The sequence below is a fragment of the Sporosarcina sp. FSL K6-1540 genome (genome assembly GCF_038620285.1).
Lineage (GTDB): Bacteria > Bacillota > Bacilli > Bacillales_A > Planococcaceae > Sporosarcina > Sporosarcina psychrophila.
The window spans coordinates 1,752,241-1,765,212 of the sequence record NZ_CP152018.1 but is presented as its reverse complement, the minus strand read 5'-3'; the positions used below and the strand labels follow the sequence as shown (position 1 = coordinate 1,765,212).

At 41.9% G+C, this 12,972-nt stretch carries 17 protein-coding genes and 1 riboswitch; of the genes, 5 read left to right on the top strand and 12 right to left on the bottom strand.

What is annotated here, in order from left to right; translation table 11 throughout:
• Nucleotides 1-107: 107 nt before the first annotated feature.
• Nucleotides 108-842, bottom strand: coding sequence for a sulfite exporter TauE/SafE family protein (locus MKY15_RS08025; RefSeq protein WP_342539368.1), 735 nt, complete (start codon nt 840-842; stop codon nt 108-110).
• Nucleotides 843-1,014: 172 nt separating this feature from the next.
• Here MKY15_RS08025 and MKY15_RS08020 point away from each other — a divergent pair, with 172 nt between their 5' ends.
• The gene (locus MKY15_RS08020; protein ID WP_067204336.1) at nt 1,015-1,383 is read left to right on the top strand and encodes a VOC family protein; all 369 of its coding nucleotides are present in this window, start codon (nt 1,015-1,017) and stop codon (nt 1,381-1,383) included.
• Between the two features lie 140 nt (nt 1,384-1,523).
• On the opposite strand, the gene MKY15_RS08015 is transcribed toward MKY15_RS08020, so the two are convergent.
• Together MKY15_RS08015 and MKY15_RS08010 are read right to left on the bottom strand one after the other, a co-directional pair.
• Nucleotides 1,524-1,718: a hypothetical protein gene (locus MKY15_RS08015; RefSeq protein WP_342539367.1), complete on the bottom strand. Its 195-nt coding sequence runs from the start codon at nt 1,716-1,718 to the stop codon at nt 1,524-1,526.
• Nucleotides 1,719-1,779: 61 nt separating this feature from the next.
• A complete protein-coding gene (locus MKY15_RS08010; RefSeq protein ID WP_342539366.1) occupies nt 1,780-2,730 on the bottom strand; it encodes a hypothetical protein in 951 nt (316 codons plus the stop codon).
• Nucleotides 2,731-2,911: 181 nt separating this feature from the next.
• Between MKY15_RS08010 and MKY15_RS08005 the strand changes: the two genes are divergently transcribed.
• Nucleotides 2,912-3,391, top strand: coding sequence for an immunoglobulin-like domain-containing protein (locus MKY15_RS08005; protein ID WP_342539365.1), 480 nt, complete (start codon nt 2,912-2,914; stop codon nt 3,389-3,391).
• Between the two features lie 47 nt (nt 3,392-3,438).
• Here the strand turns inward: MKY15_RS08005 and MKY15_RS08000 are convergent, their stop codons facing one another.
• Together MKY15_RS08000 and MKY15_RS07995 are read right to left on the bottom strand one after the other, a co-directional pair.
• On the bottom strand, nt 3,439-4,551 hold the full coding sequence (locus MKY15_RS08000) for a 5-methyltetrahydropteroyltriglutamate--homocysteine S-methyltransferase (protein WP_342539364.1): 1,113 nt from the start codon (nt 4,549-4,551) through the stop codon (nt 3,439-3,441).
• A 111-nt stretch (nt 4,552-4,662) separates the two neighbouring features.
• Nucleotides 4,663-4,776, bottom strand: a riboswitch (SAM riboswitch).
• Nucleotides 4,777-5,491: 715 nt separating this feature from the next.
• A complete protein-coding gene (locus MKY15_RS07995) occupies nt 5,492-5,632 on the bottom strand; it encodes a hypothetical protein (RefSeq protein ID WP_342539363.1) in 141 nt (46 codons plus the stop codon).
• Nucleotides 5,633-6,443: 811 nt separating this feature from the next.
• On the opposite strand from MKY15_RS07995, the gene MKY15_RS07990 reads away from it, so the two are divergent.
• Both MKY15_RS07990 and MKY15_RS07985 read left to right on the top strand, forming a co-directional pair.
• A complete protein-coding gene (locus tag MKY15_RS07990) occupies nt 6,444-6,557 on the top strand; it encodes a hypothetical protein (protein WP_342539362.1) in 114 nt (37 codons plus the stop codon).
• A gap of 47 nt (nt 6,558-6,604) precedes the next feature.
• Nucleotides 6,605-7,024, top strand: a complete 420-nt coding sequence (locus MKY15_RS07985; protein WP_342539725.1) for a transposase — start codon at nt 6,605-6,607, stop codon at nt 7,022-7,024.
• A 102-nt stretch (nt 7,025-7,126) separates the two neighbouring features.
• Here the strand turns inward: MKY15_RS07985 and MKY15_RS07980 are convergent, their stop codons facing one another.
• A complete protein-coding gene (locus tag MKY15_RS07980; RefSeq protein ID WP_067204320.1) occupies nt 7,127-7,603 on the bottom strand; it encodes an acyl-CoA thioesterase in 477 nt (158 codons plus the stop codon).
• 103 nt (nt 7,604-7,706) lie between these two features.
• On the opposite strand from MKY15_RS07980, the gene MKY15_RS07975 reads away from it, so the two are divergent.
• On the top strand, nt 7,707-8,099 hold the full coding sequence (locus MKY15_RS07975; RefSeq protein WP_342539360.1) for a hypothetical protein: 393 nt from the start codon (nt 7,707-7,709) through the stop codon (nt 8,097-8,099).
• 47 nt (nt 8,100-8,146) lie between these two features.
• Here MKY15_RS07975 and MKY15_RS07970 read toward each other — a convergent pair whose 3' ends face one another.
• The 6 genes from MKY15_RS07970 to MKY15_RS07945 all read right to left on the bottom strand — a co-directional run bounded on the left by MKY15_RS07970 (nt 8,147) and on the right by MKY15_RS07945 (nt 12,969).
• Nucleotides 8,147-8,911, bottom strand: a complete 765-nt coding sequence (locus MKY15_RS07970) for an urease accessory protein UreD (RefSeq protein WP_342539358.1) — start codon at nt 8,909-8,911, stop codon at nt 8,147-8,149.
• A gap of 34 nt (nt 8,912-8,945) precedes the next feature.
• Nucleotides 8,946-9,575, bottom strand: a complete 630-nt coding sequence (gene ureG / locus MKY15_RS07965; RefSeq protein ID WP_067204312.1) for an urease accessory protein UreG — start codon at nt 9,573-9,575, stop codon at nt 8,946-8,948.
• Between the two features lie 23 nt (nt 9,576-9,598).
• Nucleotides 9,599-10,339, bottom strand: coding sequence for an urease accessory protein UreF (locus tag MKY15_RS07960; protein ID WP_231885750.1), 741 nt, complete (start codon nt 10,337-10,339; stop codon nt 9,599-9,601).
• Nucleotides 10,281-10,787 (bottom strand): urease accessory protein UreE, encoded by a 507-nt coding sequence (locus MKY15_RS07955; RefSeq protein ID WP_338654292.1) that lies wholly within the window; start codon nt 10,785-10,787, stop codon nt 10,281-10,283. Before MKY15_RS07955 ends, MKY15_RS07960 begins: the two co-directional genes overlap by 59 nt.
• A gap of 101 nt (nt 10,788-10,888) precedes the next feature.
• Nucleotides 10,889-12,604, bottom strand: coding sequence for an urease subunit alpha (gene ureC, locus MKY15_RS07950; protein WP_187046337.1), 1,716 nt, complete (start codon nt 12,602-12,604; stop codon nt 10,889-10,891).
• Nucleotides 12,601-12,969, bottom strand: a complete 369-nt coding sequence (locus MKY15_RS07945; RefSeq protein WP_187046336.1) for an urease subunit beta — start codon at nt 12,967-12,969, stop codon at nt 12,601-12,603. The genes ureC and MKY15_RS07945 overlap by 4 nt, the downstream gene beginning before the upstream one ends.
• Nucleotides 12,970-12,972: the final 3 nt, after the last annotated feature.

The following is a 12,972-nucleotide window of genomic DNA, read 5'->3' as shown; positions in this document are numbered from 1 at the left end:
TTAGTTAAATAGTACACTATATGCAAGGATGTTGTAAAGGGATTTGTTGGGATAAATTCACCCATTCAAAAAACACCTCTTCCTTTCAAGCGGATGAGGTGTTTTAGTTAAAGAAAACTATTGACGATAAGCTGGACGATCAACGCTATCGTGATAATGCGCAATAATATTTTAACGTGATCCGGATTCAACCTTTCAGCAAGTCGCACACCGATTTGTGCGCCCGATAAGGAACCGGCCATGAGTACAAAGGCAATTGGCCAAATAATCTTACCCATGGCAATATAGCTGATGGCTGCACCAAATCCACTTGAAAACGTTGCAAGACGGCCAAAGCCAATTGCCCGAATGTACGCAATTCGTAAGTGACCGAACAAATACAGAAGTAGAGTGCCTTGCCCCGGTCCAAACATCCCATCGTATATTCCAATTCCGAGTAATCCCGGAATCGCTACTTTCGTCGGCCTTAAGCTTTCTTCCCCTGAGAAGTCTACTTTGGAAAGGAATGATGTAAGAAAAGCAATGATAAGAAGAATAACCGCTATAATGTACATTGTACTTTCCGTCAAGCGTGTTGCTATAAAACCACCTGTAAATCCACCGAAAAGTGATATAGGTATAATCCAAAATGATTCTTTAAATGTAACCTGCTTTTTCAGTAGGACTGTTATAAAAGTAGAAAACGAACTAACTGTTGTTGAAATCTTCCCAGCCCCAAGGACAGAGTGAATTGGGATACCCATGAGCAACATAGCCGGGACCGTAATCAGGCCACCCCCACCTGCAAGCGTTCCAAGTGTCATCGCAGCCATTCCAATGAAAAATATAAGTATGTAATCCATTCCCCACACTTCCTTCATTTATAGTATACGATTATTTAACCAATTGGGAAAATCAATCACTTTCATTCAAGCTGATAAGGATTCCTTATGTACTAGTCTCGGAAAATGGTATTAGTGAAACAGCTGAATGGAGATTATACTGAAGGTATTACGTTCAGAGGAGTGTTGAGCAATGAGCAAGTTTCTAACAGGAATTGATCATATCCAAATTGCAGCGCCGCCCGAGTCTGAAGATAAAGCACGGAAGTTTTACGGGGAATTGCTCGGTATGGAGGAGATTCCAAAACCAGAAAACTTGAAGGGGCGCGGGGGTTGCTGGTTCCTTTGTGGCTCACAAGAAGTGCATATCGGTATTCAGCAGGATTTCATGCCTGCGAAAAAAGCGCATCCCGGTTTTACAGTGAATGCACTGGAGCAATTGAAATTACGGTTGGAAGAAGCTAATTATCCGTTTAGTGAAGAACTTCCAATCGAAGGGCGATCACGCTTTTTTACACATGATCCTTTTGGCAACCGAATTGAGTTTTTGGAATTTGAATGAAGCAATACGGAAGTTGCTCAAAATTCGTTTCATAGCGCAGCAGGATGCATAAGCTGCGTCCTGCTGTTTCAAGAATGAGGTGGTTTTTCGGTTTTCACTTATAGTCTTAGCTGTTGCCATGACAGTTTGACGCATTGCCCTCACAGTTTGCGGTTGCCATGACTGTTCCACGGATTGTCCTTACAGTTTCTTCGGTTGCCATGACAGTTTGACGCATTGCCCTCACAGTTTGCGCTTGCCATGACTGTTCCACGGATTGTCCTTACAGTTTCTTCGGTTGCCATGACAGTTTGACGCATTGCCCTCACAGTTAGCGCTTGCCATGACTGTTCCATGGATTGCCCTCATAGTTTCTTCGATTGCCATGACAATCGTCCTAATTACCTTTGCAATCCATTACGCTTCAATAATTTCTCGCTCCTGTACATCTAGCCTCTCTAATTCATGCAGCAATTCATCACGCTTCCTCGCAAGTCGGTCTTGAACCTTGCGCACATCTTGAAGCACATCGTTCAGCTTACTTTTCGCGTCTGTAATGCGGGAATGAATCATCCAATCTGAAAAAATATTATCGAAAAACAGATCTGTAAATGTAAAGATGTCACTTTTGTTCACCGTGAATGATTCAGTCGCGGCATTTTGGACATCCATCAGTTCCGTCTCAAAATGGCGGAGGGCACGTTGCGCGCGATGGACAAGATCATCGGAGCTATTAATTTCAGAGTATTTAAGAGCCGATACTAGCAAGCCACCGCCAAGGAATGTATCCCATACCGACAATCCTTCTGCCGCCCCAAGCTTCTCCAGCGCCGCATCGAGTGCCCGATTTGCCTTGTTACCTGCATCGCAGGCTTCGTCAATTTCACGCAGCATTGAACGCAGTCTTACTCTATCATCTGCTATTTTTTGTAACGTCCCATTCGCAATTGTGTCATTGAATCGAATCCACGTCTCTTTTTCCTTCAGAAAATCCGCCCACTCTTCCTCGATATAGTCGAAGTCTGGATTTTTAATCTCTTCACGTAATCGGATCGCTTCCGCTTCCAAGTCCGTCACTACTTTTTCTGCTTCATTATAATGGAGCTCCGCATCCGCTGCTTCTGAAATCTCCTTCTCCACTTTTTCATCCCACTTGCCTGTCCACTCACTTATCTTATTCATAAAAGAAAACTTGCCAAGCTTCACTACATCCTGTTGTTCTTTTGTCAGTTTTTCATGCAAGTTATCACGTTGTATAATCGCGTCTTTAAGTTTTACCTCCGCGCCCTCAAGACGCCTTTTCACTCGGTTGCGCTCAGTACGTATCATCGTCAATTCCATTTGTCGTTCTTGTATTTCCTGTCTCATTGACTCCACCCCTTTCTCTGTTATACGAAAATAAGTTTCATTTACACATTATATTTTACCCACATGTGGATAACAATCAATGAATTTTCATGGGAATTAACTTATCCACAGCTATTTATTGATATCAATCAAGGTTTATCCACCCTTAAAGGTATATGCTAGAAGTGGAGGTGTTTCCATCATGCATAAACTGCTGTCAATTGCAATCGTTCTTATACTCCCCCTCTCCGCCTGCGGAAAAGAACCCGCAGTTTCTACACTGCCTGATCCCGTGCCTGACCAGGAAATGTTTTCATCAGAAGAAGGTTTATCACTTGTATTGGACGAAGATTCATTCGTCGGTTCGCCATCCATCATTAAGACGCTTGTTCGAAATAATAGCTCATCCGATTACCAGTTGGGCGAATTTTATCATATTGAAGTAAATAAAGATGGCCAGTGGTATATTATTACGTATTCAGATGCCGTATTCTTAAAAAACCCGTCCTTCAAAGACTATGGAAACGTGTTGTCAGCCGGCAGTGAAGCACGCCAGAATTTTTCGGTTGACGCGCTCGGCGTGACACTGATTCCAGGTGAATACCGTCTTGTGAAAACATTTATTTCAACAGGCGAGCCCATGCACGAATTATCCGTTGCTGTGCCATTTTCAGTGGAATAAGAAATAAACCGGAACAAAGCATATGAGCCTTGTTCCGGTTTATCAGTTTAACCCCAAACTTCCTTTGCCACGTCCACAATGAATTTCAACTTTTCCCATTGCTGCTCTTCTGTTAGCTTATTGCCGTGATGCGTTGAAGCGAATCCGCATTGCGGACTTAAGCATAGTTGTTCAAGTGGCACGTATTGTGCGGCTTCTTGAATACGCGCAATGACCGCATCCTTGTCTTCCACTTCTCCATTTTTCGAAGTAACAACACCAAGGACAACCTTCGCTCCGCCGTTTGGCACATGATCCAACGGTTTAAAGTCTCCTGAACGCTCGTCATCATATTCAAGGAAGAAGCCATCCACTTTTTCTTTTGCAAGAAGTGTGGGTGCAATCAGTGCGTAGCTTCCCTCAAACGCCCACGTCGATTGGTAATTTCCACGACATAGGTGTGTTGTTACGAAAAGATCTTCAGGTTTGTCTTCCAAAACGCCATTAATGACGCGTAGTGCCAAGTCGATTAGTTGTTCTCTTGAATAGGCTCCGTCGTTAAACGGGATATTCGGCGCAGAAAGCCCCGCAATATAGACATCATCCAACTGCAAGTAGCGTACACCAGCTTCGTAAAATGCTTTCAAAGCATCTTTGTATGCTTGAATAACATCGTTGGCAAATTCTTCAATGTCAGGGTAAATCGTTTCATCACGAATTCCGATATTAAAGAGCTGATTCGGACTTGGAATCGTTTGTTTCGCAACGGCACGGCCGCCTACGATTTCATTAAACTCAACAAAGTCTTGAATGAATGGATGATTAGGGTCAAACGAAATCTTGCCTGTGTTTCGAACGTTATATCGTTCTGTTTCAATACCATCAAATACGTAGCCAGTCTCTGGCACATACCCTTCAATTCCGTTCAAATGCTCCAAGAAGTCTAAATGCCACCACGTACGTCTAAATTCACCATCTGTTACAAGTTCCAAACCAACTTCGATTTGCTTATCAACCACCCGTTTAATTTCCTGTGTTTCTACTTCTCGTAATTGTTGTGCAGTAACTATGCCTTCTTTGAAGTCTTTGCGTGCTTTATGCAAATTATCTGGTCGTAGTAAACTTCCAACGTGATCCGCTCTGAATGGTGCTTTCGTTAGTGTTGTCGATTGATTTGTCATGGTATATTCCTTCTTTCTTTTTTTAGTAACTTTAGTTTCTAGAAAGTGAGAGACAAATAAAAAACCTCTTCTAAATTCCAAGAAGAGGTTTTGCGAATTCGCTATTTGCTCTTCTCATCTCCAAGCTGTAAGCATTACACTTAAGCTTCTGGAATTAGCACAGTACTTTAAAAGTCTGTTGCTGAGGTATCATCGGGCCAGTCCCTACACCTCTCTGGATAAGAAAGTTACGTATTTAGTTGTTAACTAGTACAATACAGACTTCAGAATAGAATGTCAATACAAAAAACATATATTATTTTGATTATACTATATATGTTGAATTAAAGAATCCCATTGAATCTGCTGTGGCGCTAATAATGAGAGAGTTTTAATTCGGGGTGTGGATTTTAGATCGCTTGGCTCTTTGGGGATGCCTTTCGCCGTGCCTGCGCTAAGGTGTTCATTATCGAGAGAAATATAATTTTGAGATGTATATGCCAAGATTATTATGTGATTACTAATTATATTCAAGAAAAGCGCAAGGCGCCCTTTAAGACGCGACAGAGATGAGTCGATTCAGCGACGTGGCGATCTTTGACACATAGCTGTATGGTAAATAAAAAGGAGGGAGTGAGTGTACACAAACGATTAATGAATTCTGTAGGGTATAACGATTCCTTGGTTAGACGGGGATTAATAAAAACATTTACCTATACGATACTAAACGACATAAATATCACAAAGGATAAAAATGGCGGATTATTTACAAAATATGTACTCTTCCACGGTGGTTATGAGGGCCTCGTCGCAAATATTTAAACGTTCGTTTGCGCATTTGGTTAGATGAACTGCTTGGTATTTATTTTTTGATGGTAGATATTAATTATAGAAGATTATTAAATTAAGGAACAAAAAAAGAAGAGACTATAAAGCCGCTTCTACTTTGATTTAACGTGAATTAAGCCCAACAAACAATAATTTGAGCACTTTTACTGCTACAACTTGATGCCTCCGCATTAGAGGCTGAACCGAATGTTGCCCCAACTAGTCCAAAAGTTATAACTGATGCAAATATTACTTTTTTAATTTTAATTTTCATTTTATTGAATTAACCTCCTTAAATAGAATTTTTATACAACTAGTATATTACTAGGTTATTTTTTAATTGTCAATCTATTGGCTCAAATGTGATTATTCGTATTTTATTCTAGGTTGATAAAATCTGTAACGAAAAAACTTAAAGATCTCCTATTGAATATCTTTTTATCACGCGTGTTGATTAACCAAGTTATTCCAATAATATATATACAAAAAGAGAGTGCCTCTTGTAAAATGTAAGTTACCACACCAACATTTACGAAAAGAGGCTTCTCTCATGAATAAGAATATCACTCTTCAAACATTAATTTAAAACTTTCTTTCAGAAGATGAACTACAAGCGATTTTAAAAGAATTTGATTACGTGGAAACAGCCCGTAAATGCACGGTTTCCGTGCTCATCTCCTATCTCGTCACTACGGCAGCAAAAGAGTGGAAAAGCTTAAGGTACTCGGCGGATTTGGGTGCCAGTGTCGGCCTAGTGTCCGTCGATCATTCGTCTCTTTCAAAGCATTTGAAGAAGCTTGATTAGCAATCATTAAGCGTGTCTTCGAAGTCATCGTGGGTAAGTTGAACCGCGCTGCGCGTCGTAAGCTAAAGATGTCAAAAACGCTTCTATCCATTGACTCAACGACAGTTACTGTAGGGAAAACATGCTTACCCTGGGCGGTTTTTCACGGTGAACGTGCAGGAATTAAACTACACGTGGGCTTTACGAATGAAACCGTGATGCCTCTTAAAGTCGTTGAAACGATAGGCTAAAAAATGATGGACCAATTGGAAAAGAGCTCGAAGACAAGCGTTTTATTCTCGTGGGTGACCGTGCGTATTTTTCGATTGAAAAGGTCGATTTCTACGTAGGGAATGGCCAAGATTTTGTTTTTCGTTTGAAAGACAATATCCAATTAAATCGAAAAAATCGTTGAAAGGCAGTCGTATCAAGGAGCCCAATGTAATAGCTGATTTTACTTGAATATTAGGGACGCCGCAAAAACAAACAAAAAAACGCCATTTTGTCGTTCAGTTTACAGATTATGAAAATAAAATATTAAGCTTTGTCACAAGCCTTCGGAACGTGACAGCTGAAGAAATTTCCAACATGTACAATTCACGTTGGGCAATCGAAACTTTCTTTCGTTGGATAAAGCAAAACTTGAACGTTCCAGGACTGTTTGGCACGGCAGAAAATGCGGTATTTAATCAGCTGTTTGCAGCACTAATTACATATGTTTTACTCAAATTTCTTCATGTGCACGGAAGTAAAGAAGAGAACTGTAAACGCATGTCATTCGCAGGTTTCCATCGCCTGCTTCTTTGTGATGACTTACCAATCGAATGGCGCATCGGCGTCAAAGGCAGATTTATCAAGTTAGAGCTGTATAATTATGGTTAATCGACACGCCTGGTTCAACATATATAGTATAGGTTTTGAAATGATAAACGACACAATGTAAAAAAACCCACAACTTGCGTGGGCTTTTCCATAACAAATTATTTAATGTTTCATCTCACTCCGCAATTTCCGATGTTCACGGCGTGCGGGGCCTGTTTCAAATAGACTCTTTTCAGCTTCTGTTTCCGGATAAATGCCCGGCACTGGAGTAGGCTTGTTATTTTCATCCATGGCAACCATCGTTAGGAAGGATTCGGTTGTTAGTTTTGTTTCGCCCGTAAGCAGGTTCATTGAATGGACCGATACAAATACTTCCATCGATGTACGGCCAGTTGACGTGACAATTGCCTCAAGTTCAAGTACATCTCCAACACGCGCCGACGATACAAAATCGACTGAATCGATTGAAGCAGTTACAACCGCTGTTTTTGAATGTTTCATTGCCGTGATATCAGCGATTTCATCTATATACGCGAGAACTTTTCCACCGAAAATTGTCTGCAGATGATTGGTATCGGGCGGCAGTACTAGCTTCGTCTGGATTGTTCGTGATTGGCCCATTGGTCTTTTTTCTTGCATACGACAAACTCCTTTGTAGTAGAACATATTCAATTTGTGATAAAAGGAAACTTTTCCATCAATCATTCCGTATATATAGTATACACATACTGGGGGAAGATTAATGCTGAAATTTATTGATAAATACTATGAAAAAATCACCTGGTCGATTATATTACTTGGACTTATTTTATTGTTTGTAGCAAATGACTATCTATCACTCGTTTTGTTTTTATATCTACTTATAAGAGCTTTAAAATCTAGGGATTCCATCCGTAAGACACTTCGGACAACGCCTCTGAGTACTATGGTTATTTATGTGCTCGGTATGATTATACTCATTATAGCACTGGTTTTCATCATGCTTTATTCAGGGGATTTCATAAAGAAGTATAACATTCCAGTTTTCTTGCAATACATTTACATCGCTGTTGTCCTAGTCGGTTCGATGTTTCTCTATACCTGGTTGATGGATTTTTTAATAAAAAAATGGAATAAAAAAAGGGTATCGAAGTGATGTAAAACATCAAACCCAAAGAGGACACCCCTCATTGGAGTGTCCTCTTAAACTATTTCTGCCAACAACGCGTATACACGCTTCATCTCTTCCTGCATCGTCCACTGATCAACGGCAAGCCATCTGCAATGGATTGCATTTCCTTCAAGCCTTGTCATACCAGCTTTTAAACCTTCTTCAACCCGCAATGTTTCTTGTATTGCGCGGACGTCGACATCTGCGGCTTTCGGCGATACGAGCCAGATTGAACCGATATACATTGCAGTTTCCAGTACTCCGATATCACCAAGTGCCGTTTCTTTTGGTGAGAAATGCAGAGAGTCGAAAGCAATTAATTCATCCTCGACAAAAATTTTGAAATTCGTATTGAACGATTGGTAGTCAAATATCTCACCGCGCTTTTCACGTCCTGGGGCAACGATTTCACCCCATAATATGGTTGCATCGCGTGCGATTCGAAGTGTCGTGTCACCTCGGAATTTTGCATCTACAAACGGAATAATTACTTCTGGCATCCATTCAAGGCGTGCCCCTTCTCCGAGTTCGATGTTAATGGTCTGTACACAAGTGTCTCCGGTATGCGATGGATAGATCTTTAAAGCGGACTGCTGAACCAACCTTACGCTACTATCTGGAGCAAGCTTAACTGTAATGTCATTTCGATCCCCGGCGACCATGCCTCCAGAGGACTCCATTATGTAGACAGTCGCTGTCGGGTTTTTCCCTTCGTACAGTTCACGACTCGCCTTCAATGGAGGCTGCTGGAAAACATGGGGCATCCGTGTGTAGCCTCTTCTTGGCTCAAATTCCAAGTCAAGTTTTCCGTGGTGGATGGCGCGAGACGGCTTAAGCATTTGAACCAGCGGATCCCGCACCTTCTAATAGCATATTGTGCTTGATCCAAGCGACAACTTGGTCAACATTTTTCTGTGTTCTTACATCTGTAAAAATGTATGGACGTCCGTTACGCATTTTTTTTGCGTCGCTATCCATTAGTTCAAGATCAACGCCAACGTATGGAGCAAGATCTGTTTTATTGATCAATAAAAGATCAGAACGCGTCAAAGCAGGTCCGCCTTTTCTCGGAATATCCTGACCTTCTGCAACGTCGATAACATAAATATAGCCGTCGACAAGCTCTGGGCTAAATGTAGCGGACAAGTTGTCTCCGCCGCTTTCCACGAAAATAATATCGAGGTCTTCAAAACGACTTTTCAGTTCATCAATTGCTGCGAAGTTCATAGAAGCATCTTCGCGGATAGCCGTATGTGGGCAACCTCCCGTTTCAACACCTAAAATGCGATCCGCTTCAAGTACACCGCTATTTATTAAAAATTGAGCGTCTTCACGCGTGTAAATATCGTTCGTAATGACCGCTACATTATATTCTTTGTGCATCGCACGTGTAAGTTGGTCGACGAGCGATGTTTTGCCCGATCCAACTGGTCCACCTATGCCAATACGTACTGGTTTCATTTATAAAAACTCCTTTCAATCCATCATGAAATAAATAATCTTGAGAACAAATACTCATGCTTCATAGAAGCAAGTTCAATACCTAACGCGTTATTACTAATATCGGCTTCTGTCAACGTAGCAACTAATTTAGCCGCTTCCGTCACATGTCCAATCAATTCATATGTTACTTGGACGCCAGTTGTTTGACCGAATGGCACAGCACGGACCGCATTTTGGACGAGTCCGTTAAGCGATGCAAACAAATACGTCATGACCGCATGATGCGCACTGACGCCTGTCGTAGCACTGTAAATACCATAAAGAATGGCGTAATGACCTTTAATCTCTTTTGCATCAATACGGGCTTTCCAGTCCGCAAGGAAATCATCTGTTCCGAGTGGAGATACCGTTTTAATAAACTGTCTTCCAAGTTTCACACTTGCCTCACGTGATTCCTTCGCAAGTTTGATTGCCCCGCATAATTGCTCCAAATAGAGAAGTCGCTCGATATCCTGTTCCTGAGCCGCAGCATACGCTTCTTGAATTAAAATTGCATCCCCACGCACCAGGTTTTGAAAAAGAAACGACGTACAATAAGCGACCAAATCCTCTTTCGTCCGGATCACATCTTCCTGAATATACGTCTCCATGCCATACGTCTGCGTAAAGGACCCAATCGGAAACGCGGAATCATGAATTTGAATTAATCGTAAAAGGGCAAGATCAGTGAGAGTGTCCTCGGTATTTGAATGGTTGTTTGAATCGTCTTTCAGTTGTTTCATATGCGACACCCACTTCATCTAGCAATTTATTCAACGTATGATCTGCACGCACGATGACTTCGTTTTCCTCGATTAATGCCGGTGTGTGGCGGTTTCCAAGTTCGAAAGCCGTTTTACCCATTTCCGTCATGTTTTTCGGGCTAATCACGATAACCGGCTCCATTTTTGTGCGAACGGCAATACGACGTGAGTCATCCTCGAATAAGATATCGCCATATTGTAATGGCTGGTGTTCATGATGATGATGATGATCGTCGTGGTCATGATGTTCGTGGTCCTCATGGTGCTCTTGTTGTTCAAGTGACAACGCGACATCTGTACCTTGATCTGTTTCTTTGCGTAGAATGCGTTTACTCAATTCTTCCCAGTCAAGTTCAATCCACTCTGTCTGTTTACCAGCAATTTCTTCTTCCGTTCCAATGTTACCAATGACTTTAGTTATAAGCATTTGGCATCCTCCTTTATCGGCATGTTCAATAGGATGAGGTCGAAGTGGCTGTAAAATATCTTTTCAACCATTTCGAGCTTTCCCTTAATAATAATTAGTAATTAAAACAGGAAGTAACGTTGTGCCATCGGGAGAACGCTTACTGGTTCACACGTAGCAAGTACGCCGTCAATTTTCACTTCATATGTTTCTGGATTGACGTCAATTTCTGGTGTTTCACTGTTATGTTTCATGTCTGCTTTACCAATATTACGGCAGTTTTTAACAGTACCAATCATTTTCTTAAGACCCAGTTTTTCAGGTAGGCCTTCTTCTACTGCAATTTTAGGAAGGAACGTCATTGCCGCGTGTTGTGGTGCTTGACCGTGGAAACCAAACATACGGCGTCCCATCATCGGTTGCGGAGTTGGAATAGACGCGTTTGGATCACCAGTCATTGCGTAAACAGCAATTCCGCCTTTAATAACGACTTCTGCTTTCACGCCGAAAAATGCAGGCTCCCAAAGGACAATATCCGCCAGTTTCCCTTCTTCGAGTGAACCGACTTCATGGCTGATTCCGTGTGCAATCGCTGGGTTAATATTTAGTTTTGAAATATAACGTTTTACACGGAAGTTATCATTGTCTTTTCCTTCGTCTTGCGGAAGTGGACCGCGTTGCATTTTCATTTTGTTTGCTGTTTGGAACGTACGCATTGTAACTTCACCTACACGTCCCATCGCTTGTGAATCGGATGACATAATACTAAGAATACCTAGATCTTGCATAATGTCTTCTGCAGCGATTGTTTCAGGACGAATACGTGAATCTGCGAATGCTACATCTTCAGGTACATCGTGTTTCAAATGGTGACATACCATAAGCATATCTAAATGTTCATCGATTGTATTTGTCGTAAATGGTTTTGTCGGATTCGTCGATGCCGGCAAAATATTTGGGTATGCAGCCAATTTCAGTTGGTCTGGCGCGTGTCCGCCGCCTGCTCCTTCTGTATGGAAAATATGGATGACACGCCCGTCAATTGCCTCAATCGTATTTTCAACAAATCCAGCTTCATTGAGCGTATCGGAGTGTAGCGCGACTTGGATATCGAATTCATCTGCAACTATAAGACTCTGATTAAGAGCATCTGGAGTCGCACCCCAGTCTTCATGAATTTTCATACCGATTGCACCTGCACGGACTTGTTCAATAATTGGTTCCGTTGTAGATGCGCTCCCTTTTCCAAGTAACCCAACGTTGATTGGTAAATCTTCAACTGCTTGTAACATTCTATGAAGATGCCACTCGCCCGCCGTCAAACTCGTCGCTTTCGAACCTGCGGCCGGGCCTGTCCCACCACCGATGAATGTAGTCGTACCTGCGTTAAGTGCAGTTTCGACTTGCTGAGGACTAATGAAGTGAATATGCGTGTCGACAGCACCCGCTGTTGCAATCAATCCTTCACCCGCATACACTTCTGTTCCCACGCCGATGATCATATCCTGATCTACACCATCCATCGAAAGCGGATTTCCTGCTTTTCCGACTCCGATGATACGGCCATCTTTAATACCAATATCTGCTTTCACAATACCTGTATGGTCAATAATCATAACGTTGGTAATGACTGTGTCGAGAACACCTTCAGCGCGAACATTTTTACCATTTTGGCCCATCGATACGCGAAGTGATTTTCCTCCACCGAAAACACCTTCATCACCGTATGATGTATAATCTTTTTCAATTTCAATCCAAAGATCCGTGTCAGCAAGACGCACTTTATCGCCTACTGTCGGTCCGAACATTTTCGCATATTGTTCGTGTGTTACTTTCATTTATCCTCGGCTCCTTTAAATCCTGCTTCTGCTGCTCTATCTAAAATTTCGTCCTTATTATGCGTCGAACCTTCCGTCAAATTATTCAGTCCGAACACGTGACGTTTTCCGCCGAACTCAACTAATTCAACTTCCTTCTCTTCGCCGGGTTCAAAACGCACAGCGGTACCAGATGGGATATTTAAATGCATTCCAACTGCCTGTTCACGGTCAAATTCAAGAAATTTATTTACCTCAATGAAATGGAAATGAGATCCGACTTGTATCGGACGATCGCCAGTGTTTGCAACGCGTACCGCTTTCACGGGGCGTCCGGCATTTATTTCAATCAAGCCTTCAGCTGTTCTAATTTCTCCTGGAATCATTGT